Origin of the sequence: Sphingopyxis macrogoltabida, assembly GCF_001314325.1 — a bacterium.
In the GTDB taxonomy this organism is placed as follows: domain Bacteria; phylum Pseudomonadota; class Alphaproteobacteria; order Sphingomonadales; family Sphingomonadaceae; genus Sphingopyxis; species Sphingopyxis macrogoltabida.
This window is the reverse complement of record NZ_CP009429.1, coordinates 785,337-808,328: the sequence shown is the minus strand read 5'-3', so window position 1 is coordinate 808,328 and position 22,992 is coordinate 785,337. Positions and strand designations below refer to the sequence as shown.

General features: G+C 57.8%; 17 protein-coding genes and 3 pseudogenes. 5 read left to right on the top strand and 15 right to left on the bottom strand.

Going from position 1 to position 22,992, the window contains the following annotated elements; translation table 11 throughout:
• Nucleotides 1-15: 15 nt before the first annotated feature.
• From LH19_RS04000 to LH19_RS03950, 10 genes are all read right to left on the bottom strand, one after another.
• The gene (locus tag LH19_RS04000) at nucleotides 16-246 is read right to left on the bottom strand and encodes a biotin/lipoyl-containing protein (RefSeq protein ID WP_039575432.1); all 231 of its coding nucleotides are present in this window, start codon (nucleotides 244-246) and stop codon (nucleotides 16-18) included.
• Entirely contained in the window at nucleotides 243-1,244 is a 1,002-nt protein-coding gene (locus LH19_RS03995; protein ID WP_039575434.1) for an alpha-ketoacid dehydrogenase subunit beta, read from the bottom strand. Before LH19_RS03995 ends, LH19_RS04000 begins: the two co-directional genes overlap by 4 nt.
• The gene (locus LH19_RS03990) at nucleotides 1,241-2,233 is read right to left on the bottom strand and encodes a thiamine pyrophosphate-dependent dehydrogenase E1 component subunit alpha (RefSeq protein WP_039575436.1); all 993 of its coding nucleotides are present in this window, start codon (nucleotides 2,231-2,233) and stop codon (nucleotides 1,241-1,243) included. The genes LH19_RS03995 and LH19_RS03990 overlap by 4 nt, the downstream gene beginning before the upstream one ends.
• Before the next feature lie 55 nt (nucleotides 2,234-2,288).
• Nucleotides 2,289-3,824, bottom strand: coding sequence for an aromatic ring-hydroxylating oxygenase subunit alpha (locus LH19_RS03985; RefSeq protein WP_082395404.1), 1,536 nt, complete (start codon nucleotides 3,822-3,824; stop codon nucleotides 2,289-2,291).
• Nucleotides 3,825-3,867: 43 nt separating this feature from the next.
• Complete coding sequence (locus tag LH19_RS03975; RefSeq protein WP_054725006.1) at nucleotides 3,868-6,246, bottom strand: TonB-dependent receptor; 2,379 nt, start codon at nucleotides 6,244-6,246, stop codon at nucleotides 3,868-3,870.
• 19 nt (nucleotides 6,247-6,265) lie between these two features.
• Entirely contained in the window at nucleotides 6,266-7,855 is a 1,590-nt protein-coding gene (locus tag LH19_RS03970) for an AMP-binding protein (RefSeq protein WP_082396213.1), read from the bottom strand.
• A gap of 53 nt (nucleotides 7,856-7,908) precedes the next feature.
• Nucleotides 7,909-8,673 (bottom strand): SDR family NAD(P)-dependent oxidoreductase, encoded by a 765-nt coding sequence (locus LH19_RS03965; RefSeq protein ID WP_234716073.1) that lies wholly within the window; start codon nucleotides 8,671-8,673, stop codon nucleotides 7,909-7,911.
• Nucleotides 8,670-10,097 (bottom strand): FAD-dependent oxidoreductase, encoded by a 1,428-nt coding sequence (locus LH19_RS03960; RefSeq protein WP_054725000.1) that lies wholly within the window; start codon nucleotides 10,095-10,097, stop codon nucleotides 8,670-8,672. The genes LH19_RS03965 and LH19_RS03960 overlap by 4 nt, the downstream gene beginning before the upstream one ends.
• A gap of 20 nt (nucleotides 10,098-10,117) precedes the next feature.
• Nucleotides 10,118-11,362 carry a cytochrome P450 gene (locus tag LH19_RS03955; RefSeq protein WP_039575445.1) on the bottom strand — a complete coding sequence of 415 codons (1,245 nt, stop codon included), beginning with the start codon at nucleotides 11,360-11,362 and terminating at the stop codon, nucleotides 10,118-10,120.
• A 65-nt stretch (nucleotides 11,363-11,427) separates the two neighbouring features.
• On the bottom strand, nucleotides 11,428-13,380 hold the full coding sequence (locus LH19_RS03950; RefSeq protein ID WP_039575447.1) for an oxidoreductase: 1,953 nt from the start codon (nucleotides 13,378-13,380) through the stop codon (nucleotides 11,428-11,430).
• Between the two features lie 272 nt (nucleotides 13,381-13,652).
• Between LH19_RS03950 and LH19_RS03945 the strand changes: the two genes are divergently transcribed.
• Entirely contained in the window at nucleotides 13,653-14,852 is a 1,200-nt protein-coding gene (locus LH19_RS03945) for an acyl-CoA dehydrogenase family protein (protein WP_145923347.1), read from the top strand.
• 140 nt (nucleotides 14,853-14,992) lie between these two features.
• On the opposite strand, the gene LH19_RS03940 is transcribed toward LH19_RS03945, so the two are convergent.
• Both LH19_RS03940 and LH19_RS03935 read right to left on the bottom strand, forming a co-directional pair.
• The gene (locus LH19_RS03940; RefSeq protein ID WP_039575450.1) at nucleotides 14,993-15,943 is read right to left on the bottom strand and encodes an acyl-CoA dehydrogenase family protein; all 951 of its coding nucleotides are present in this window, start codon (nucleotides 15,941-15,943) and stop codon (nucleotides 14,993-14,995) included.
• The gene (locus LH19_RS03935) at nucleotides 15,943-17,094 is read right to left on the bottom strand and encodes an acyl-CoA dehydrogenase family protein (protein ID WP_052208285.1); all 1,152 of its coding nucleotides are present in this window, start codon (nucleotides 17,092-17,094) and stop codon (nucleotides 15,943-15,945) included. Before LH19_RS03935 ends, LH19_RS03940 begins: the two co-directional genes overlap by 1 nt.
• A gap of 141 nt (nucleotides 17,095-17,235) precedes the next feature.
• Here LH19_RS03935 and LH19_RS03930 point away from each other — a divergent pair, with 141 nt between their 5' ends.
• On the top strand, nucleotides 17,236-18,147 hold the full coding sequence (locus LH19_RS03930; RefSeq protein WP_082395402.1) for a crotonase/enoyl-CoA hydratase family protein: 912 nt from the start codon (nucleotides 17,236-17,238) through the stop codon (nucleotides 18,145-18,147).
• Here the strand turns inward: LH19_RS03930 and LH19_RS27705 are convergent.
• Nucleotides 18,137-18,909, bottom strand: a protein-coding gene (locus LH19_RS27705) for an IS5 family transposase (RefSeq protein WP_145923346.1) whose coding sequence is annotated in 2 segments (ribosomal slippage) — nucleotides 18,137-18,591 and nucleotides 18,591-18,909 — 774 coding nt in all. Because the reading frame shifts where the segments join, the coding sequence is not laid out codon by codon here. The two genes, LH19_RS03930 and LH19_RS27705, sit on opposite strands and share 11 nt — an antisense overlap.
• 280 nt (nucleotides 18,910-19,189) lie before the next feature.
• On the opposite strand from LH19_RS27705, the gene LH19_RS03915 reads away from it, so the two are divergent.
• A complete protein-coding gene (locus LH19_RS03915) occupies nucleotides 19,190-20,398 on the top strand; it encodes an acyl-CoA dehydrogenase family protein (RefSeq protein ID WP_039575457.1) in 1,209 nt (402 codons plus the stop codon).
• A gap of 208 nt (nucleotides 20,399-20,606) precedes the next feature.
• On the opposite strand, the pseudogene LH19_RS03910 reads toward LH19_RS03915, so the two are convergent.
• Nucleotides 20,607-20,822: pseudogene (locus tag LH19_RS03910) on the bottom strand (integrase core domain-containing protein); the annotation flags it as partial.
• 75 nt (nucleotides 20,823-20,897) lie between these two features.
• On the opposite strand from LH19_RS03910, the pseudogene LH19_RS29790 reads away from it, so the two are divergent.
• Both LH19_RS29790 and LH19_RS27695 read left to right on the top strand, forming a co-directional pair.
• Nucleotides 20,898-21,056: pseudogene (locus tag LH19_RS29790) on the top strand (IS21 family transposase); the annotation flags it as partial.
• A 61-nt stretch (nucleotides 21,057-21,117) separates the two neighbouring features.
• Nucleotides 21,118-21,941 (top strand): annotated as a pseudogene (locus LH19_RS27695) (IS3-like element ISSpwi1 family transposase); the annotation flags it as partial.
• Nucleotides 21,942-21,952: 11 nt separating this feature from the next.
• Here LH19_RS27695 and LH19_RS27690 read toward each other — a convergent pair.
• Nucleotides 21,953-22,896, bottom strand: a protein-coding gene (locus LH19_RS27690; RefSeq protein ID WP_137865735.1) for an IS630 family transposase whose coding sequence is annotated in 2 segments (ribosomal slippage) — nucleotides 21,953-22,558 and nucleotides 22,561-22,896 — 942 coding nt in all. Because the reading frame shifts where the segments join, the coding sequence is not laid out codon by codon here.
• Between the last annotated feature and the right edge of the window lie 96 nt (nucleotides 22,897-22,992).

Genomic DNA, 22,992 nt, shown 5'->3' with positions numbered 1-22,992 from the left:
CTTTCCCAACAGGCTTCAGGAAATACGAGCAATGAGAGTGCCGACCTCATATTCAGTATCGACCAAGCCGATTATCTCAATCTGTCCGTCGGCCGGCGCTTCCACCTCAATGGTCGATTTGTCTGTCTCGACCGTATAAAGTGGCATGCCAGCACTGACCTGCGCACCATCTTCAACGCACCATTCCAAAAGGGTTGCAGTTTCCATGCTCATCCCAAGCTTTGGTATGCGAACTTCTATAGTCATGAGTTAATTGCCTTATCTGTTGTTGCGTGTGCCGCACGAACAATGTCATCGACACTATAGAGGAATGCTGTCTCCAGTGGCTTCGCAAAGGGAACCGGAGAGGGATAGGACGCGACCCGCTGAACTGGCGCTAGTAGATCAGAGAACAGTTCTTCGTGAATGCGAGCGGAAATCTCGGCTCCGGCCCCGAAAGGACGAACTGCTTCGTGGACGATTACAGCGCGCTTTGTCTTGGCGACAGAAGCGAAAACCGCCTGTTCATCCCACGGGGCTATGGTGCGCAAGTCAATGACTTCAGCGGCGATACCTTCATCAGCCAACAGGCTGGCCGCCTTCAGGCTATCGCTTACACCGCGTCCGTAAGTAACAAGAGTGATGTCCCTTCCCTCGCGCGCAATCGCTGCCTTGCCCAGCGGCACGCGATAACCAGCCTCTGGGGCGGGGCCTGTCATTCCGTAGTGTGTGATATTCTCGATCAGGATAACGGGATCTTCATCGTCAATCGCAGAGCGAAGCAGGCCATAGGCATCCGCCGGGTTCGAGGCGGTCGCAATCTTTAGGCCGGGAACATGAGCAAACCAGGCTTCCAGCATATCGGAATGCTGACCTCCGAAACCCACACCAGCCCCGGTCGTCGTTCGGACAACCAGCGGCACATTGGTCTGGCCGCCCGACATGAAGCGCAGCTTCGCGGCGTGATTGACCAGCTGGTCCATCGCGACCGTGATGAAATTCATCAGCATGATCTCGGCCACCGGACGCATGCCAACAATCGCCGCACCCACTGCCGCGCCCAGGATGGCCTGTTCAGAAATGGGAGTCGAACGAACGCGACTGGTTCCGTATTTGCTCGAAAGGCCCTTGCTGACCTTGAACACGCCGCCGCCCTGCTCGTCGGCAACATCCTCGCCAAGAATCATGACATTTCCGTCGTCCGCCATCGCATCATCGAGCGCAGCATTGAGAGCCTGGCCGAAGCTGATAGTTTTTCCGCTCATGCTGCCTGCTCCGTTTCGTAGATGTCGAACCTGATCTCGTCCGGATCCGGCGGATCACTTTTCAGTGCGAACGCCACGGCATCTTCGATTTCGGCGTCCACCTCCTGTTCGATCTGCGCGAGATCGGAATCGGTGACCTGTCTCTCGCTGATCCTTTGGCGAAGGCGCATCATGCTGGCCCGCTCTTCGGCAGCCTTGAGCTCTTCCTTGGGAATATAACTGTAATCAGCGCCGAAGATATGACCCTGCAAGCGGTACGTATGTGCTTCGACCAGGGTAGGGCCGTCTCCAGCACGGGCACGAGCAACCGCTGCGGCCATTGTTTGATACATCATTTCGGGATCGAGACCGTCGCACGACACGCCGGGCATTTCGTAACCCGCAGCTCTTTCGGCGATGCTCGTCACTGAAGTACCTGCCGCGAGCGTCGTATGCTCGGCGTATTGGTTGTTCTGGCAGAGGAAAACAACCGGCAGTTTCCAAACCGACGCCATGTTGAGCGCTTCGTGGAACGCGCCGATATTGCTGGCCCCGTCACCGAAACTCGCCACCGCTACCCGGTTCTCGCCTCTAATTTGCGCGGCCATTGCCAGGCCATTGGCGATCGGAATGCCCGACCCGACGATTCCTGTCGTCACCATTACCCCGGTCGGGGGATAAGTGATATGCATCGGTCCGCCCTTGCCCTTGCAGGTCCCGGTGCGTTTTCCGGCAAACTCGGCCCATAGCAAGCGTGATGGAATCCCCTTGGCCAGGGAATCGTGAAGGCCGCGATAGGTTGTCACCAGATAGTCTTCGGGCTGCAATGCAGACAGCGCAGCGGCTGCGGTGACCTCCTGTCCACGAACAGGGTAGTATGCAACTGCCAATTCACCATTCGTCAGCATCGCCCGGAATCGTTGGTCCGTGCGGTTGATGAGATACGCTTTGCGATAAATCGATCTCGCTAACTCAGGCGTGAAGGCATGGGAGGAATCTGATTTGTTCATACATTGACCTTGAAAAACGTTTATCTGTGGGCGCCAACGAGCCTGCGCAGGACTATTAATCGAGCCAATCGTCCAAAGTGGCATGAAAATGCCGGATCTTGGCTTCCTGATATTCCGCCAGCATGATCTTGCCCCCAGGAACATTGCGCAACCCCAGCTGTACTGCCGGCAGGTTCAAATTATCCTGATTGAACACCTTCGCCAACGAACCGAGTTCGGGAGCCTCCATGTAGTCATCATTTAGGCCGAGCCAATGGATCGAAGCCGGCTTCGGTCGGTCTTGTCCTTTGGGAACCGGAAGCATGAACATGATTTCGTGGATGCATTGTTCCGGATTATCGCCATCTGGTCGGAACCTGTAGAAGATTGGATTGTAGCACCCCCACGGACTAATGTTCGGAAAGATGCTGTAATATATTGAATCGACCAATTCGGCGTCACACACCCGGTCGATCTCGTCCCCCATCAGCGGTCGCAATTGCTCCCGCTTGGCAGCAGCGCGACTCGCACGGGCTTCGACCACCGGCAAGGCGCCGAAAGCATGGCTTGCCGCTTCCATATCGGGGGTCAACCTGCCCGCGAACCAGTTGCAAATGTGGAGGTCCGCATTTTTCAACTCGCCCTCCAGCGGCTCTGCCTGTGCATTGAACACCCCGACCCGGCCATCCGCCTTTGTCAAACGTATGCGGCCCTCACTGAGGCGCTCATAGAGATCACCAGTTATGGGGTGACGGTAGACGGTAAAGGGCGTGGTATCGTCAAACGGCTCGCCCGCAAGTTCGGCCTCAATATGCGGACTGGCTATGCCTTGCGCGGAGATGGCGCGTGAAAGCACCCCGAAAGCGTCGTACTGCGAGTTAGCATCCCCCATCTCATACAGCAGAGTAGGATGCGTCGCGATCACGTGATAGGATTCCATGAAGGCTTCCTGTGCAATTTTCCAATTGCAGGGCAGCTTTTTGGCGACGTGCACGGCCTTGTAGCGACGTTCGAAGGGAAGGGTTGTCCAGTGTTCGTCAATGTCCCCCAGGAACTCCTTGAGGGGCTGCGCGTCCGGGTCTGGGTTGATGAACACGAACCCACCCCAGCGGCCGGTTTTCACCTTGGGAAGTGAGTGCGTTTCTTCGGTGACGTTTGGGAAATCCCAGTGGCATGGAACCTCTTTGAGTGTCCCATCAAGTTTCCACGACCAACCGTGGAAAGGGCATCGGAAATTGGTGAGCCCCTTTTTGGGGCAATCCAGCAGGCGGCGCCCCCTGTGGCGGCAGGCGTTGGGATAGGCGGAGAATTCATCTTCTCCCGTCCTCACCACAACAAAAGAAAGCGACGCGATGTCATAGACCAATGCATCCCCAACCTCGGGAATTTCGTCTTCGTGACAAGCCAATTGCCACACGCGCCGCCAGAGTTTTTCGACTTCCAGATCGTGGAATTCGCGACTGTAATATCGCTCAACATCGATAGATAGAGGAGTATGATCCAGCGCCGATTCCTTCTTCAGCGACGCAGGTACGCTTTTCGAATCAGTCTTGAGGAGTTCCTGATAGGATAATCCTCTTGATCGATTTGTTCCGGTCAGCGTTTCTATCATGATCGAGACTCCTCTATCCACAATGACATCAAACTTGAGAGACTCAGTACTTAACAGCGAACTCTACGAAGACCTGCCGGCCCCTGTTCTGTGTGAGTGCCAAGTCGTCACCCACTCCGGCTTGCCGGAACGGTCGACCAGATGCCTGATTGACATAGATCTTGTCGGTCAGGTTATTTCCTAACAAGGAAATGCGCCAACGATCATTCGACGAACTGATCGTAACATTGGCATCCAATGTGACGTAGTCTTTCTGAACATAGTCATTCAAGGTCGTTGCATCGGCAAAATAGGAACCGCTGTAGTTAGCCAAACCGAACACACTGAAGTCGAGGCTATTAGAGATCGGGATCTCCCAGTCGAAAGACAGATTGCCTGACCACTTGGGCGCTCTTGGTGCAGCCCTGCCTTTGAGGTCGATTCCGGCATTGCTGATGAAGGTCTCGGTAAATTCGGCATCAGTATAAGCGACTGCCGCACTAAGGGTCAGGCCATCCGTCGGCGCTTTCCAGCGGAGCTCAAGGTCTCCGCCGCGTGATCGCAGTTGGCCAGCATTGCTTGTGCTATATTGGATGGCGACCGGATCGAAGCTTTGTATCTGCAAGCCCGAGAAGGTGTAGTTGAACAGCGACATGTTCAATCGCACTTTGTTCTGAGCCAGTGAACTTTTCAATCCGACCTCAAAACCTTCGGCCGTCTCGGAAGCGAAGATGAGCGAGGAATAGTCGCCCGAAGCAACGATGGCACTCAACCCGCTTGAGGGCAAGGCGCTATTGTCGATTCCGCCTGACTTGAAGCCCTTCTTGTAGGAAGCATAGACCTGGGCATCGTCGGAAATCTTGTATTTCACCGATACTTCTGGTGAGAAATTATCGTCCTGGAAGCGGATCTGCGGCGATTCGAAACCGCTTGCGATGAAGTTGAACGGCGGGCCGGATAATATACGGTGAACGTAAGGAACCTCGATCCGGTTCATCTTCTTTTCCTTGGTGTAACGCAGGCCAGCCGACAGCTCGAGGTTTTCTGTGGGTTCCAGCAAAACGTTGCCGAAGACCGAGTATGCGTCAGTCTTGGTGTAATGCTGACGGCGCCAGTCAAATGTCGAACCCGTAATGGGGTCGGCCGCCAGAAATGAAATGTTGACTGCATTCTGCGCTGCTTCGAACAGGATGTCGCGGCGCTCGTAGAAACCGCCGACCAGCCAGTTGAACGGTCCTTCATTGTCGCTGGCGAAACGAATTTCCTGCGTGAACTGCTGGTTCCGGTTGAGGTTAAGATCGGTACCGACCCCCATCACGCCGCCATAACCATAGAAATCCTGACCGCGCGATTTGAAGTCGAAATATCCGGTCACCAGCGCCAGCGACAAATTATCCTGCAGCGCTATGTCTGCTTTTGCGCGGATCAGGTACGTATCCGTATCGTTGAACGGAACACCTCCGTTATTATCCATGCCCGGAGGTGCCATTGCGCCCAAGGGAACTGCGGAATCCGGCAACCAGAAAACATTGTCGAAAGCGTTGCAATCGTAGCCAGCTGGAATGACCACAGCCCCGCCCAGCAAATGCAGGGGGTCGGCTAAGCCGTTCGCTCCGCAGAAAATCTGTGTGTGCCGGATCTCGCCGTTGTTATTGTGACCGACATAGTTCGCTTTGAGATTGAGAGTGAAGTCTGCACTCGGCTCCCATTCGAGCGTGCCGCGCAGATTGATGTTCTTCTCCCCGCGATAGGGGTGGGCCACATTTGGTGCCGCATTGAAATAGAGCTCGTCAATCTTGTTAAAGCGGCCGGCGATGCGGAAACCCAGAGTGTCGCTGATCGGTCCGGAAACGTATCCTTCGACAGTATAGCCCTTCTCTTCGAATTCGTAGGACCCGCGCAATGATGCTTCGAGTGACGACGTAGGACCGGCAGACCGGATCGAAACCACGCCAGCGGTAGCGCTCTTGCCGAAATACAACGACTGCGGTCCCTTCAGAATGTCGATCTGGGCGACGTCGAAAAACCCAGACTGGACCAGGCGCATGGAACTGACCACAATGCCGTCGAAATCGAGCGCAACTGCACTGTCGAACGCCGCAGACACATTCGAGGATCCGATCCCACGCAGACTCATCTGGCCGCCCGAACCCGAACCGCCCACCGCGATATTCAATGTGGGCACGCGCGCCGCAAGTGCTTCCGGTTTGGTGATCTGCGACTTCTCGAGTTCGTCACCACCAATGGATGCGATGGTAATCGGGACATCCTGGAGCGCTTCGTCACGCCGACGGGCAGTAACTACGATCTCATCGCTCTCGGCAGGATCCGCAGTCTCCGCAACCTGTTCACTGGCGTTCTGGGCAAAGGCCGGCGCAGAAAATCCACTCCAGGCAAGAGCAGCAATTGCGCAACCCGACAAAAAGTTGTGATTATTGTTCATAAGTTCTCTCCCCAAATATTTATATAATTTCACGAATTCTCTCACGCAGAACATTTTTCTGAATCTTGCCAGAGGCAGTCATTGGAAATTTGCTGATTACTTCGATTCTGGCTGGTGCTTTTTGAGGGGCAAGGCCTTGTTGCCGCACAAACTGGCTGAGTTCGCCAACGCTTGGCGCCGGACAATCGGCCTGCAGAACGAGAAAGGCACAGACACCTTCTCCCAGCCTTGGATCAGGCATCGAGACCACCGCAGCCTCCTGAATGGCAGGATGAAGACTCAGGACATCCTCGATCTCTTTCGCGCTGAGGTTTTCGCCACCCCTGATGATGAGATCTTTCAACCGCCCGCTGACGACAATGCTGCCTTCTGGCCCAGCGCGAACGAGATCGCCGGTATGAAAATAGCCATTCCCGTCGACCGCCTTCATCGTTTCCTGCCAATCGGTGTACCCAAGGAACATCGACGGCCCCCGCGCGAGGATTTCTCCCTCTTCGCCAGGTGCGACATCGCGGCCGTCTGCATCGACGATGCGCACGTCGTAATTGTAGATCCGGCCGTCGGTTTCGGCGGCCAGATTTGCATGTTCGGGCCGCAGGTATCCTTGTGTGACGAGCGGCACCTCAGTGCTTCCAAAGACCCGGAAGCAGCGACAATTATCAAGCGTCTCATGAGCCCGGACGATCAGCTGGGGAGACACCTCCGCGCCACCGCAGGCAAATTGACGCAGGCTCGGCAGGCCGGTGCCGCGCGCTTCCGCTTCGTCCAGAAGCTCCTTGAGAAAAGGGGTTGCGCCAACCGTCAGGGTGGCCCCTGTGCGATTGATGAAATCAATGGCCGCTGCCTTATCCCAGCGTGACATGAGAGCAGTCTTGATCGGGGAATTGAATGCCTGCTCGAGCGACGAATAGCCCGTCACATGAGTAACCGGCGACGCCATCAGGGTGATGTCGCCTTCCCCCACTCCTCGCGCCTCGCGGGAATTGGCCGCAGAACGCCTCAGCGTATTATGGCTGTGCAGAACCCCTTTGGGAATTCCCGTGGTGCCGGAGGTATACATCAAGAGCTTGACGTGACTGGGATCGACCTCCGCAGCTTCAAATTGTTCGGGATTCCCTTTCTCGATAAGCTCAGCGTAGCTCAGGGTTGCGCTCTCGCTTTCGCCCGGCCTCACCGTCACGATGTGCTCCAGCGAAGGGGTCTTTGCCGCAATGCGCGCCGCCATGGCGAGATAGTCGAAGCTCCCCGTACCGCCCGGCGTGAACAGCAGGCGCGAGCCAGCGTCCTTCAGAATGAAGCCCACCTCGCGATCGCGGTAAATCGGAATGATCGGGTTGATGACCAGGCCGAGGGCGCAGCAAGCTAGGTTGATGATCGCCATCTCCCGCCAGTTCGGCAGGGTGGCGCTGACCACGTCACCCTTGCGCAGGCTCAGTTCCTTCAGCGAGGCAGCAAGCGTAATCGCCTCCTCGCATCCCTGACGGTAAGTCAACTCGGAACCGTCGTCGAACCAGATAGCGACGCCGTCGGGGTCTGACTGAGCAAAGGCCACGGCATCCTGCCAAGTGGTGCGGTTTTCCCACACGCCCGTTTTGACCAGATCTTTCATCTCGTCCTGGCTGCGCCACAACCGCCAGCCTGAAGGATCGAGGACACCTTCCCTCACAGGGTCGAACCTCCATCGATCACAAGTTCGAGGCCCGTGACCCAAGCCGAGAGGTCTGAGGCGAGATAGAGAACGCCATTCGCAATATCGAGCGGCAAACCCACCCGCCCCAAGGGGTTTGCGGCATTTAGCTTGAGCAGCGCCGCTTCCGCATCGCCGGTAAGCGCGGCGAAATCGTCAAGCATTCGGGTATGCACCCCGCCTGGGTGCACCGAATTGCAACGTATCCGGTCACGGGCAGCGTGGAGTGCCACCGATTTGGTCAAAGCCCGCACGGCGGCCTTCGATGCGGAATAGGCAGCCAGTTCGGCTGCGGGGCGCAGGGCCTGAATCGAGCTGAGATTGATAATCGAACCGCCTTCGCCAGATTGGCGCATCAGCGGCAGCGCGGTTCGGCACCCGAGAAACACGCTCTCGACATTGATGGTCTGAACGCGCCGCCACAAAGCCAGATCGCTTTGTTCAATGTTCCCGGCCGGGCTGATCCCGGCATTATTGACGAGAATGTCCAGGCGACCATGCTGGTCACGAATTTCCTGGATCGTGTCTTCCCATTGGGATTGCGCCGTGACGTCGAGATTGCGGTATGAGCCACCCTGCACCGAAGCGGCGGCCTCGGGACCGAGTTCTGGTTCGACATCGGTGAAAACCACCTGCGCGCCGCTTTGCGCAAGCCGGCAAGCGATTTCGAGGCCAATGCCCCGTGCCGCGCCGGTGACGAGCGCCACTTTGCCGTCTAGCGAAAATTCGTTTGCCATCATGCTTGCTCCCTGTCGGTTCCAAGGCCCGCTTCACGCGCCGCCTGCTCACCTGCGACACGTCCGAAGACGATCGCGTTGGCGATCGAATTTCCGCCGCCTATATATCTGTCACCCAAAACACCGCCCGACACTTCTCCGGCAGAAAAGAGCCCGCCGATGGGGCGGTCTGCGCAGTCGAGAACGTGCATGTCCCTGTCCACCCGCAAGCCGGTCGAGGTCAGACAGACAATCGCAGGGCGGATTTCGGCGGCATAGAAGGGCGGTTGGGCGACAGGCTTCATCAGTGCGCCGTCCTTGTGGAATTTGCTGTCCACCCCTTGCTCGCAATCCGAATTGTAACGGGCGATCGTGGTTTCCAACGCGCCGCTTTCGATACCGACCAGGTCGGCGAGTTCGGCCAAGGTCTGCGCCTTGATGACCTTGCCCTTGGCGATCTGTTCGTCGATCTTGTCGGTCACCCAGTTCAGCGTGATGATCCCCGCCTTGTGGGCTGCGGCATAGCGAGGCTCTGGCACGGCAGTGGCGCGTGCATTCTCGTCGAAGATAGCAAAGATAGACCCGCCAATTTGGTCCTTCACGACCCCGGCCATGACCGCATATTCGGTGGTTTCGTTGATGAAGCGGCGCCCCTCGCGGTTGACATAGACCAGCCAGCCCGGGACGAAGACTTCGAGATCGCGATAGAAACCGGGCGTGGTCAGCAGCAACCCGCGATTGTGACCGGCAATATCCGCGCCGACTTCCTGGCCCATCAACAGGCCATCGCCAGTGCAGGTCTTGGCGGTTATGGCCCAAGTCCAATCGCCGTGCTGGGCGGCTTCGGGATAGTGACGGTTCAGGAGGAGCCGGTTGTGACCGAAGCCTCCTGTGGCGATTATCACGCTATTCGCGCTTACGGTCTCGCCATCCAGTACGACGCCGCGCACACAACCGTGTTCGTCTGTGTGCAGCGCGGTCACGCGGCAGCCCCGCGAAACGTCGATATTGCGGCGGTTGACCTCGCGGTCCAGCACCTCTGACAAGGCGGCGCCGTTGCCCGTTGTCTTGTGGCCTCGCGGAACGCTTTCCACACCGGAGGCATACAGTTCAGCCGGATCGAACTCGACCCCCATCGAGATGAGCCATTCGATCGCCGGTCCGGACAACTCGCAGAGCCGCCGAACGATCGACGGTTCCACCTTGTGCTGGTTCAAGGTCATGTAATATTCGAACATTGCATCGACTGTGTCGCTGTCGATGCCGGCAGCCCGCTGGATGCTGGTCGGGGCACCATAAACCACACCGCCCGACAATGCCGTCGAGCCGCCAAGCTGGTTTGCGGCTTCCAGAAGCGCCACGCGCGCGCCGGAATCACAAGCCGTGATGGCGGCTGCCATCCCGGCCCCTCCGCCGCCAATCACGATTACATCATAGTCGTAGGTCATGTCTGTTCTCACCTGGGATCTCACCGCTTCGAGAATTCGATCTCGAATTCATTGAGAGCCCGCAGGATCACGCTCGGCGCATGCGAAATCTTGTCCGCCTCGACCAGGCGGATGTCCTTCAGCCGGGCCGTCAGTTCGCGCGCGGCGATCGCGATTTCGCGACGCGCCAGCTGAGCGCCGATGCAGTGGTGGATGCCGGCCCCGAATGCTAGATGGGATGACGCGTTCGCGCGAGCCACGTTGAATACTTCGGGGCATTCATACTTTCGCTCGTCGCGGTTCGCCGAGCCATAGCGAAGGTTTACAAGGCTGCCTTTGGGAATGGTAACGCCGGCGACCTCGACATCCGCAGTCGTCATCCGGAACAGTCCCTGGACGGGAGACTCGTGACGCAGAATTTCTTCTGCGAAATTGTCGCATTTGCCCGGTTCTTTGGCGAGGAGTTCGACCAGTTCGGGCTCGTTGGCCAGGCGCACTATGGACGCAGCGATTGCGCTGGTCGTGGTCTCATTGCCGGCGACGAGAAGCTGATTGAGGATCGACAGGAGTTCCGGGATGCTCAACGGAGCTCCGTCGATTTCCTTGGTGACCAGATCCGAAATCATGTCGTCGCGCGGATTTGCCCGGCGATCGGCAAAGACCTCAACGAAGTAATGTTGCATTTCGACTGCACTTTTGGCGCATTCGATTTTTCTCTCGTCAGACAAAAGCAGGCCGAGCGGGGCAACCGCCGAATCCGACCATTCCTTGAACCTGTCCCGGTGGCTGCGCGGCACGCCCAGCTGGTCCGCAATCACATACATGGGAACGGGGACAGCGAAGTCCTGCATGACCGAGAGGCGACCCTTCTCGATAAAGGCGTCGATCAATTCCCTGACGACCACCACCATGTAATCTTCCATCTGACGCACGCGACCGGCGGTAAAAGCGCGGTCGACCAGCTTGCGATAACGCGTGTGCGATGGCGGATCGTTGCTGACCAAGGTATCGGGAAGATCCCCAAAGCCTTCTTCGTTGTAAATCCGCATTACCTCATCGGGAACCGAGCCGGGCCGAAAACCCATCTTGCTCGAAAATACTTGCGGATCGCGGATGGCATTCAGGCAATCGTCGTAGCGGGTAATGAGCCAGAATCCCAACTTCTCCGCGAAGTAAACCGGCGCTTTTTCACGCAAGCTCTCGTAGATGGGATAGGGACACTCCATCACCTGCGGATTGGCAAAATCCAACTGGGCGGGATCCGCATCTTGTACCGTAGAAGTCATGGTCGTCCTCTTTCCATCAATTTATCTAGCAGCAACTGCACTCTCGGCTCTCAATACGAACTCTATCATGCCATACAGCCTGCCCGGTTCCCCTCGGCGATCGCGCGGAGAAGAAAGCGCGGGCTGTTGGCATCCCCAACAATCGCGATGTCGGATCTGGTCCCCAGAAGATCGGCAAATGGCTCGATCGCAGGCCGGTTATGACTGACCATAACTGCCCAATCTGCCCGGACGGTGCTTGTGCCTCCGCCGTTCAGATCGCTTATGACTGCCTCGGACCCGTTGAACGAATCCACGTGCGAGCGCAGGTGCAGGCGAAAGCTCCCGCGGTTGAGACGCTGCAGCGCCGGCTCTGGCTGCAACGCCGATTCGAGCAGGTGGGCGAAGGACTTGTGACGGGTGACGAAAGTGACATCCGAGCCACGCTCGATGAGCGCTTCGGCGACCGCAATGCCCTCGTAATGCCCGACGTCATCGACCACTATCGCACTGGCAGGGCAGGAATTATGCCGACCGGAAAAAAAGTCGATCGATGATATTGCATCGGGATGTTCGATTCCTTTCATGGGGCGGGCGGGAATAGCCATCTGGACCCCGTCCACCCGCGGACTGGAACCGGTGGCAATGATGATCCGGTCCGCTCCGAAAGCGTCGGCATCGCCCCCATCCAGATATGTGCTGAGCCGCACATCGACGCCCAGGCGATAGATTTCCGCCTCCTGCCAAAGAGTGTAATCGCCGATCCCTTGATGCCGGGGAGCCAGCGCCGCGATCCTCACCTGGCCGCCAAGTTGGGGGGCCGCTTCGGCGAGAATGACGTTGTGTCCCCGCAGCCGGGAAACCCGAGCCGCCTCCATCCCTGCCGGCCCGCCTCCTATGACCAGTACCGTTCGTTTTGCATCTGCGGGCGGCAGACGATCGTCGCTCACTTCGCCTTCCCGCCCGATATAGGGATTGACCGTGCACCCCATACGCCGTTCCGGACCGAGCAGCATTCCGACGCAACCTTGATTGCAGCCAATGCAGGGGCGGATTTCTGCCTCCCTCCCCTCGCGCGTTTTGCGGACGATCGCGGCATCGGCAATGTGCGCGCGGGTCATGCCGACTAGGTCCGCCGTCCCCTCGGCAATGACCTGACTGACCTCCTCAAGCGTACGAAACCTGCCTGTAACGATCCGTGGAACCTTTACCGCCGCGGTCACGGGCGCACTGGTCGCCAGCTCGTAACCCGCCGGCTCGAACATTCCGCCGATCATCTTGGGAAAGGCGAAATACCCGCCCATCGATACGTCGAGAAAATCGATCAGCCCCCGTTCCTCGAGATAGCTGGCCGCGCGGGCTGTTTCCTCGGGCGTCATTCCGCCTTCGACGATTTCGGGGCTGAGGCGAATGCCCACGGGGTAGCCGGGGCCGACCTGCTCGCGAATTGCCGCCAGCACTTCCACGGTGAACCGCATCCGGTTCTCGAAGCTGCCGCCATATTCGTCCTCTCGCCGATTGAGCATGGCGGACATGAATTGCTGCGGCAGGTAACCATGCGAGCCGTGCAGCTCCACCCCGTCGATCCCGCCCCTCTGACAGCGCTCCGCAGCAGCAGCGAAAGCCTCTACCATCTCCCGGATCTGGGACTGGCTCATCGTGATGGGCACTATCCCGAGTACCGGGCTTGGAAGATCGCAGGAAGACCATGGGGGGCTCCCGTCAATTGGGACCCCGTTATGTCCCGCGTGCCATAATTGCTGGAACACCCGCATGCCGTGGGGCCGGATGGCCCGCATCAATTGTTCGTACCCTTCGATTACCGAATCGTCGAAGTTGCAGATCGAAGACGGGCAGGTGGGATGCACCCCTGCGATTTCGAGAATCGTCAGACCAACGCCGCCACGCGCACGTTCGACATGATAGTCTATAAGGCTGGGGACAATTCCGCCGCTACCAAAATGCGTGCTGTGAGCGGTTCGCACCACCCTGTTCGGGATTTCGACACCGGCGATCGAGATCGGCTCTAGGGCTTTCATTTCCTCTCCATCTCCCTCAGCGCGGCATGAATCCCGGACGCTCTGATTGCCCGCCAGATAACAGCCACAGAGTTGGATTGCAACACTATATACGCACTGTTATACTTTTGACGCACGGCGAAGCGGGCAGTGACCTGCGATTTCCCTGCACTCTTTCGCGACGCTGCTATCAAGGCACGGAATTCAGCCATTTCTGGCAGACTCCGAGCACTCAGATCGCGGCGGATCGTTCGGCGATTCGCCTCTCGTGACAGAGTGATAAGGACCTAAACTTGCTAAATCTCTTGCCAACGCAATCAAAGCGCGGCATCAAAATTATACACGAAACTCTTTTTGGGATTATTATGCATTTCAACCCTACCGAAGAGCAGGCGATGTACCGTGAAACCATCGCAAGGTTTCTTGATGACCGGTATTCCGTTGCGCACAGACAGCAGTTTCTGGAGCAGCGCCGCGGATACGATCCGGAAAACTGGTCAGCGCTGGCGGATCTGGGCGTGTTATCCTTGCCAATCCCTGATGGTTTGGGCGGTCTTGGCGGAACAGCAGCGGAAATCGCTATCATACAGGAAGAATTGGGTTACCGGCTGGCCGTTGAGCCATTTTCGGAAAACATTGTCATACCTGCGGTAGCCCTCCAGGAATTCGACGACGAGGGTCGGGCGCGAACCCTGGCTGCCGAGATGCAGGCAGGAACCAAAACCGTCGGCGTTGCGCTCTCAGAAGGTGCCAGGCGGTTCGACGCTGCCGCAATCGCGTGCCGAGCGAAGATCGATGGCGGAAACATTACACTATGGGGCACCAAGCACGTCGTTTCCTATCCAGAGGCAGACTTTCTCCTGGTTAGCGCCCTTCTGGCGAATGAGGACGCTGAGAATGGTTTGATACTATTGCTTGTGCCGGCAGGAACCGACGGGATTTCAACCAGGACGTACAGGCTCATCGATGGGACCTTGGCGGCGGACTTTGAATTCGAAAACACCAGATTAACATCCGCAGCGATGGTCGCCAGTGGCGCAGGTGCTGTCCGCGCTATTGAAGGCATGCATGACCGGGGTGCCCGCGCAGCTGTCGCCGAAAGCCTGGGGATTTTGAGGCGGATGTTCGAACTGACGACCGAGTACACGAACAGTCGTGTTCAGTTTGGGCGTCCGCTCACCGGAAATCAGGTAGTCCGCCACCGTCTGGCCGAAATGCTCATGCATTACGAATTGGCACGAAGTGTAGTTGCCGGGCTGTGCATCTTTCCGGCGGGAACACATCACGCTGCCAAGCTCGTTTCCGCCGCCAAGGTAACGGTCGCAAAAGCCTTTGACTTCATTGGCAAGCAGTCAATCCAACTTCACGGGGGCATCGGATTGACGGACGAATATGAACTCTCACACCACTACAAGCGCGGACTCGCTTTGCAAGAGATGTACGGCAACAAACGAGAGCACGCTCTGCGACTAGCCAAGCTTTCAACGTCCTGAGCCGCGGGGCGGCTCTGATGCGGGCAAGAAGATCAAGGGCAGGAAGCGCCGCGGCGTGGCTCTACCTCGCCTTGATCCAGCTCATCACCCGCAGACTCGCAAGCTCATAAAATCATCACCAATGATTCTGAATTCAGACTCTACGAAAACATCTCTTCGCGAACGAGATCGAGCGTGGATCTAGGATCAGCCAGTATTTCGCGACCGATCAGGCCGGCCCAGTAATTCTCGGCTCCGCCCGCCAGGCGCGAGGCATGGATTCGTCGAATAAGAAGATTGAGATCGTGTTCGCCGCTGATTCCAATTGCCCCGTGCAGGCCGTGAGCGATCCCGGCAACGACCGGTGCCGCACGCGAGGCGATCAATTTGGCGCTTGCAGCTGCCAGGGGACTTGGCCAACTGCTATGCCGGACTGCCGTCTCGCAGGCCATTCGCGCGGCGACTACATGTTCGCTAGCAAGCGCAAGATTCTGCTGAAGCACCTGTTGGCGCGCTATCGGTTTCCCAAATTGGGTACGCTGGAGGGCGTAGTCCACACACATTTCCAGAACTGCCTCGCTCGCGCCGACAATCAAGGCGGCATACAGCACTGCGGCAGCCGGGGCGGTCTTTGTCACGCGGCCTTCTTCCATCCCGATGGCTGGCTCTTTCCTCGAAAGCGGATCGCGGGAAGCGCCGACCGTTTCGACGCCATCCAGACGTTGTAGTTTCACTCCGCGCGAATCCTCCGTCAGAACAAAATTTGAGTGTTCCGCACCTGGGAGTATCAATGATGGAACGCCGAGCACGATTGGCCCGAGGCGATAATCGCTTCCCGCTTGCGCCAGCAAGGCGCGGGCCACGATGGTTTCGCCGACCGGGAGCGGAACCGCTCTTCGTCCCAGCGCCAAGAAGAGAGGCAGGACAGTGGCAAAAGACAGATTCGCCCCGCCGCTCTCTTCGCACACTAGTGCATCAAGGAAACCCGAAGATTCCAGAGTAATCCAAATTTCTGGATCCAGCTCACCCCGTCCGATTTGCCGCAGGGTCGCGCTGCTGAACAGATCGGCAAGCATCCGGTCAAACGGTTCAAGAAGGCCGATTTCGTCCATTATCGCAACCCCATTCCGCGAGCGATGATGCCTCTGAGAATCTCCCGCGTTCCTCCTCTTAGAGAAAAGCTCGGACAGATCATCTCGATGTAAGCCAATGTCTTGTACAGATCCTGATCGACGTCTTCCTCGGGATGGGACGCCAGGTCATCGCCCACGATGCGGGGTATGTCTTGCTCGAACGCTGTGCCGAGATCCTTGACCATCGAGGCTTCGACGACAGGACTTTCGCCTAAAGCCAGCTGCGCAGTGCAAGCGAGCGACATAGCGCGTAAACTGCTGAATCGCGCGACCAGCGATCCCAAGGTGCGTGCGGTCGTTTCGTCGGATCGCCCAGAATTCCGCAAGTGCTGTCGCCAGCCGTCCAGCAACACCAGAGACGAGTAAATCCGTTCAGGACCGCTTCTTTCAAAGGCGAGCTCTGCGGCTACCTGTTGCCAGCCCTTTCCTTCTTCACCGATCAGCGCGGAAGTATCGAGTTCCACGTTATCGAAGAAAACCTCCGCGAAATGTTCGTCTCCAGCGAGATCCCTTATCGGCCTGATTTCCACGCCCGGTAAGCGCAGGTCCACTATCAATTGGGAAAGGCCCTTGTGCCGATCTTCCGGCGTGCCGGAAGTGCGGACCAGAGCGATCATGTAATCCGAATGTAAAGCGTTGGTGGTCCAGATTTTCTGGCCATTGAGGAGCCAGCCGTTGTCGATCGGTTCGGCCCTGGTCCTGACACTTGCCAGGTCGGAACCCGCGTTTGGTTCGCTCATACCGATGCAGAAAAATATTTCGCCGCGGCAAATCCCGGGAACATACTTGTAGCGTTGGGTCTCGGTGCCGAACTTTAGAAGCAGGGGCGCGCTCTGACGTTCAGCAATCCAGTGGGCCGAGACCGGCGCGCCCGCCGAAAGCAATTCTTCCACGATCACGAAGCGCGAGAATGGGCCCAGCCCGGCCCCGCCATACTCTTCTGGCAGCATCAGTCCGATAAGACCGGCCTGGCCTAAACGGCGGCTGAATTCGGCATCGAAACCCATCCATGAGCGTGCGCGACGGTCCATAGGCATATTCGCCACCGCACTTGCCGCAAGATCGCGCGCGCGCGAGCGGAATTCCTCATCCGCTCCCGGAATGTCGGAAAGAGAAAAGGAACTGAACATGTATGAGGTACACTCCCCGAAAGCGTGTGGCACGCCTGGTTCACCGATCATTGCATCCGTACCGATTGGGGTTGCGGATATAGCAGCGGTTTGACTAAACGCCCATTCCGGCAAAAATGTCAACACGGAGTAGAATTTGAAATGAGCTCATTCCTAAAGGTTTCTCGCGAAGGGCCGGTGGCTATTGCAACCCTCAACAGGCCTGAGCAACGCAACGCCATTTCCACGCGCGATGATAGCAGGGAAATTGAGGAATTTTGCCGCGAAATGACCGAAGATCATACTGTCAGAGTGATCGTCATGACCGGCGCAGGATCCGCTTTTTGTGCCGGTGGAAATGTTAAGGACATGGCGGCCAGGCATGGAATGTTTGCAGGCAATCCGTATGAACAGCGAAATTACTATCGGCTTGGCATTCAAAAGATTCCTCTTTCCCTGTACGAACTCGAAGTTCCCGTGGTTGCGGCGGTCAACGGACCGGCGATTGGCGCCGGACTTGATCTCGCCTGTATGTGTGACGTCCGAATAGCCTCGAAAACTGCAGCATTCGCAGAGAGTTTCGTCAAACTGGGAATTATCCCGGGAGATGGTGGTGCCTGGCTCCTGCCGCGCATAGTAGGAATGGCGCGCGCCAGCATCATGACATTGACCGGGGACGCGATTAATGCGGCAACCGCGCTTGAATTCGGACTGGTGACCGAGGTGGTGGAGCCCGAGACCTGTCTCGATCGAGCCCTGGATATCGCCGACCGAATCGCAGCGAACCCCGGCCATTCGACACGTTTGGCGAAACGGCTTCTTCGAGAAGGTCAGGACATGAAGTTAGGCCCCCTTTTGGAACTGTCAGCTGCTTATCAGGCCTTGGCGCATCACACAGTCGATCACATTGAGGCCGTAGACGCCTTTATTGCAAAACGTCGGCCCGTGTGGGCTGACGAATGTCGCAAACTCAGTTTAGGGCCCGTGATTGACTTAAATTATGATACGCGTTATATTAATTTAGGTAAGGCTAAGGCGGTGGCAATGGCCGGACTGTCTTATGCTAGGGCGTAGACTCATTAGCGGCGATCCATAGGCGTGTGCAGAAGAGCTTGATGGCAGCGAGGAAGTTATCGCTTCGTTTGTCGTATCTGGTGGCCAAGCCTCTGGCGTTTTTGAGTTTCCCGAAGAAACGCTCGACCAGATTACGGTAGCGATACAGGAAGCTGCTGAACGCGAAGCCTTTGCGACGATTGCGCTTGGCTGGGATGTTGGCGAAGCCACCCTGCGCGGTGATCTGACTGCGAATGGCATCGCTGTCATAAGCCTTATCGGCGAGAAAGGTGGTGGCGTTCGGCACGGCGGCCAGCAGCCTCTCGGCCTCACGGCAATCGCTCGCCTGGCCTTCGGACAGATGCAGTTGGATCGGCAGGCCGCGACCATCAACCAGGGCATGGATCTTGGTTGTCAAACCGCCCCGGGAACGTCCCATGCAGCGATTTGGGTCCCCCTTTTTAGGGTCGCACCGTGCTGGTGGACCCGGATGGAAGAACTGTCGATCATGACCAACTCGCCGTCGAAGGCTTGGCTCACCGCTTCGAGAAGGCGGTCCCACACACCGGCTTTGCGCCAGCGCACGAAACGGTTGTAGCAGGTGGTATGTGGGCCATAGCGCTCGGGAATATCAGCCCAAGGACTGCCCGTGCGAAAGCGCCACAATATCCCGTCGATGACCCGCCGGTCATCCACACGCGGAACCCCGCGAGGCTTGTTCGGCAACAACGGCTCGATCACCAGCCACTCATCATCGGTCAGTTCAAATCTACGACGCGTCATCCAAAGCTCCTTCCCGAAGCCTTGAATCAACCGCGCCCGCGCCGCGCAAGTCAGTTTATGAGTTTACGGCCTAGGATAGGATGGGTATGACTCATCGCATTCCGGTTCAACCGGTGTCGTAGCCGGATATTTCAAGGTGTGATGCATCGGCATCCCGGCACCTTAGTATCACTGGAGAAATCGCGCAATTTAGCGGCAACGTCGGTTGACCACTATTGGTTCGAAGCGCTTTGTCACGTTTTCTGCGGGGCATGGCTGAAACATGGAAGGTTAGGTAAACTTGGATATTGATCTAGCCCCAGAGGATCTCGAATTCCGTCGGGAAGTGTTATCCTTCCTTGAGGAGCATCTGTCGGCGGACGTCCGTCGCGCGAGTCGGTTATCCACCGGCGTATTCGTCGATCCCCCCTGGTCAAAAGAATGGCATCAGGCGCTATTCCGGAAGGGCTGGATTACCCATGCCTGGCCTCGGGAATACGGCGGATGTGGCTGGTCTCCCATGCAGCGATATATCTATGAGAGCGAGGCATCACTCTGTGGCGCTCCTGCCGTCGCGCCCATGGGAATCAATCTCGTCGGACCAGTCATCTGCGAGTTCGGTTCACCCTGGCAGAAGGAGTTCTATCTACCTCGCATTCGATCCGGCGAAGACTACTGGTGCCAGGGCTTTTCCGAGCCTGGCGCCGGCTCTGACCTTTCCAGCCTGAAGACGAAGGCCGTGCGGGATGGCGATCATTACATCGTCACCGGTGAAAAGATCTGGACGACCCATGCGCATTTCGCGAACATGATCTTCGTGCTCGCGCGCACGTCGCCGGAGGAACGGCAGCAGCAAGGGATCAGCTTTCTCCTCATCGACATGAAATCACCGGGTGTTTCGGTTCGACCGATCATTACTCTTGGCGGCGATCATGAAGTTAACCAGGTGTTCTTCGACGACGTTCGCGTGCCGGTCGAAAACCTCGTTGGTGAAGAAGGAAAAGGCTGGAACCAGGCCAAGTACCTGCTTGAATTCGAACGAGGCGGCGGCGCGCCATCCGTTCGATCGCGCGTGGCGCTTGAGCGATTCAAGAATGTCCTGCGGAACGAAGTCGGCGATTCCCATGGCAGTCGCCTGATTGACGAAAAAGATAGGCAATTTCGATTGGGCGAATTGGAGGCGCGAGTGATGGCGCTCGAAGCGCTAGACATGCGGCTAGTCGCAAAGCGACAGACCGGAGAACGTCTCGGCACGACAGCTTCGCTCATCAAGACGCTCGCCTCTGAGCTTCTCCAAGAGATCGAAAAAGCTTCGGTGGAAGCCCTTGGGCCCCATGCGCTGCCTGATTTGGCATTCGATGGTCCAGCATTCGCAGTTTCCAATGAGGCTCCAGTGCCAGAACACGGTTGGGCAATAGTCGGTAGGCATCTGAATGGTTTGGCGGGCACTATTTTCGGCGGTGCCTCCGAAATCCAGCGCGAGGTCATATCCAAGGACTTGGTAAAATAGCGTGGACTTGTAACGGTCGCGTGACCGTCAAGAGGGGTTTTTGCATCTTTCTCCGATCGATGATGTCGCGATCGTAGCGGTGTATGATTGGGTTTGCTGGCTCGGCCTCAGTTGTACCGGTTAAAATCGTTTGTCGAAGGCATGGTCGTATACGCCGTCGAATATGAAGTGAAGCGCCGCGGGACTGCCGGAGGCCATTTGGCATAAGTTACGCAGCCATGGCGATGTCGTCCAGCATGGCGTAATATCGTTCTTCGGCTTCAGCGGGCGGGATGTTTCCGATAGGCTTGAGCAGCCGCCTGTTGTTGAACCAGTCGACCCATTCGAGCGTGGCATATTCGACAGCTTCAAAGGATCGCCACGGACCTCGCCGGTGGATCACCTCCGCCTTGTAAAGGCCATTGATCGTTTCGGCCAAGGCTGAGGATCAGCGTGCAATAGGACCCTTCATCCCGAGGATTTAGGCGGCTGACTGGTTTGATTAGTTGGCGAGAACGGGATGTTCGTAGTGGAGACAGTGGTTCGGATTCGGCGTGAGCATGCGTCTGGCAAGGCGATCAAGGTGATCGCCCGTGATCTTCGGTTATCGCGCAAGGTGGTCCGGAAGGCGATCCGGTCGCCGGAGGCGTTCAACTACCAGCGCACAGTCCAGCCTTTGATCTGCCTCCTTCTGAGTGGTCCAAAATTGATGATATTTTGGATTTCGAAGGAGATTATGAATGCCGAGCAAGAAGCATCGCCCGGAAGAGATTATCGGCAAGCTGCGTGAAGCGGAGGTTGTTCTGGCGCAGGGTGCGACGACCGCAGAAGCGTGTCGCCGGATCGCGGTCAGCGAGCAGACCTATTATCGGTGGCGCAAGGAATATGGCGGCCTGAAGACCGATCAGGCGCGGCGAATGAAGGACCTGGAGAAAGAGAATGCGCGGCTTCGTCGTGCGATCTCTGACCTGACGCTGGACAAACTGATCCTGCAGGAAGCTGCTCGGGGAAACTTCTGAGCCCCGCGCGCCGAAGGCGCTGTATCGACCACATCAGAATGATGATGCCGGTGTCCGAGCGGCGGCTGTGCCGTGTGCTTGGGCAGCACCGGTCGACACAGCGCAAGGCGCCCCGCGGGGCAGATGACGAAGCGGCTCTTACCGAGGATATCATCGCGCTGGCGCGGCAATATGGTCGTTATGGCTATCGCCGGGTGACTGCGTTGCTGCGCGACGCGGGGTGGCATGTGAACCGCAAGCGGGTCGAGCGCATCTGGCGACGCGAGGGGCTCAAGGTGCCGCAAAGGCAACCGAAGCGCGGGCGATTGTGGCTGAACGACGGATCATGCATCCGGCTTCGGCCCGAGTATCCTGGGCATGTCTGGTCCTACGACTTCGTCGAGGGTCGCACCCACGATGGCCGCAAATACCGGATCCTGTCGATCATCGACGAGGCGAGCCGGGAGTGCCTGGCGTTGCCGGTCGCGCGCAAGCTCAAGAGCGACGACGTGCTTGCGGCCCTGGCCGAGCTGTTCGTTACGCGCGGGCCGCCAGCGCACATTAGACCGGGATGACATTAGGTTGATGCATATCCGGAGTTGGCGAAGTAGTTGGCACACTCTTGTGGGCTGAAGGCATCGAGCAATGATCCGATGCGTCGCCAGGTGTTTTCAGCGGTTCGCTCGGAGGCCTTTCGCAGCAGGTGTTTGAGCTTCGAGAACATCTGCTCGATCGGGTTCAGGTCGGGCGAATATGGTGGCAGGTAGAGCAACTTGGCCTTGGCGGCACGGATGGCCTGGCGGATAGCTGGACGTTTGTGGCTGGAGAGGTTGTCCATGATGACGACGTCGCCCGGTGCGAGGGTGGGCACGAGGAACTGCTCGACCCATTTGGCAAAGCTGGCCCCGTTGATCGGCTGATCGAGGACGCACGGTGCATCGATCCGGTCGCAGCGCAGCGCGGCGATGAAGGTCATGGTGCGCCAATGGCCATAGGGCACCTTGGCGTGCAGCCGCTGGCCCTTGGGCGCCCAGCCCCTGAGCGGGGCCATGTTGGTCTTGGCCCAGGTCTCGTCGATGAAGACGAGATGCCGGGGATCAAGCCGCCCCTGATACTTGCGCCACTGCGCGCGCCGCCTTGCGATCTTGGGGCGCAGCTGTTCGGCGGGAAGAACGCTTTTTTTTTGAAGCTCAGCCCCCGCGCATGGACGAAGCGCCAGACCTGCACATAGTCGACCCTGACCCCGCGTTCGGCCAGTTCGGCAACCAGTCCGCGCAAGGTGAAATCTGACTTGGCTCGCTCGACCAGCCAGTCGCCATGCGCGCCCGACAGAATGTTGGGCTTGTAACCGCCGATCTTGCCCGGTGCCACGCTCCCCGTCTCACGGTGCCGACGGACCCACACAATCGCGCTGCTGACCGAAACACCAAAGCGCGCCGCAGCAGCCCGGGCCGAAATCCCCTCCCGCAAAACCGCCAAAACCAGCCGCTCGCGTAAATCCGTCGATATGGGTCTGGACATGATTTGCTGGCCTCCAATCCCAGCACAAAGCTTGATGATGTGGACGCCCCTGCACCGGTCCGCAGCCGCTATGCTGCGAGTCGGTCACCCGAACAG

Excerpts from the sequence above, each read along its gene's own strand:
- LH19_RS03985 (WP_082395404.1), bottom strand. The coding sequence starts at position 3,824 with ATGATAGAAACGCTGACCGGAACAAATCGATCAAGAGGATTATCCTAT.
- LH19_RS03930 (WP_082395402.1), top strand. The coding sequence starts at position 17,236 with ATGAGCTCATTCCTAAAGGTTTCTCGCGAAGGGCCGGTGGCTATTGCA.
- LH19_RS03965 (WP_234716073.1), bottom strand. The coding sequence starts at position 8,673 with ATGATGGCAAACGAATTTTCGCTAGACGGCAAAGTGGCGCTCGTCACC.
- LH19_RS04000 (WP_039575432.1), bottom strand. The coding sequence starts at position 246 with ATGACTATAGAAGTTCGCATACCAAAGCTTGGGATGAGCATGGAAACT.
- LH19_RS03970 (WP_082396213.1), bottom strand. The coding sequence starts at position 7,855 with ATGAAAGATCTGGTCAAAACGGGCGTGTGGGAAAACCGCACCACTTGG.
- LH19_RS03950 (WP_039575447.1), bottom strand. The coding sequence starts at position 13,380 with ATGAAAGCCCTAGAGCCGATCTCGATCGCCGGTGTCGAAATCCCGAAC.
- LH19_RS03975 (WP_054725006.1), bottom strand. The coding sequence starts at position 6,246 with ATGAACAATAATCACAACTTTTTGTCGGGTTGCGCAATTGCTGCTCTT.
- LH19_RS03940 (WP_039575450.1), bottom strand. The coding sequence starts at position 15,943 with ATGGACGAAATCGGCCTTCTTGAACCGTTTGACCGGATGCTTGCCGAT.
- LH19_RS03955 (WP_039575445.1), bottom strand. The coding sequence starts at position 11,362 with ATGACTTCTACGGTACAAGATGCGGATCCCGCCCAGTTGGATTTTGCC.
- LH19_RS03935 (WP_052208285.1), bottom strand. The coding sequence starts at position 17,094 with ATGTTCAGTTCCTTTTCTCTTTCCGACATTCCGGGAGCGGATGAGGAA.
- LH19_RS03960 (WP_054725000.1), bottom strand. The coding sequence starts at position 10,097 with ATGACCTACGACTATGATGTAATCGTGATTGGCGGCGGAGGGGCCGGG.
- LH19_RS03995 (WP_039575434.1), bottom strand. The coding sequence starts at position 1,244 with ATGAGCGGAAAAACTATCAGCTTCGGCCAGGCTCTCAATGCTGCGCTC.
- LH19_RS03990 (WP_039575436.1), bottom strand. The coding sequence starts at position 2,233 with ATGAACAAATCAGATTCCTCCCATGCCTTCACGCCTGAGTTAGCGAGA.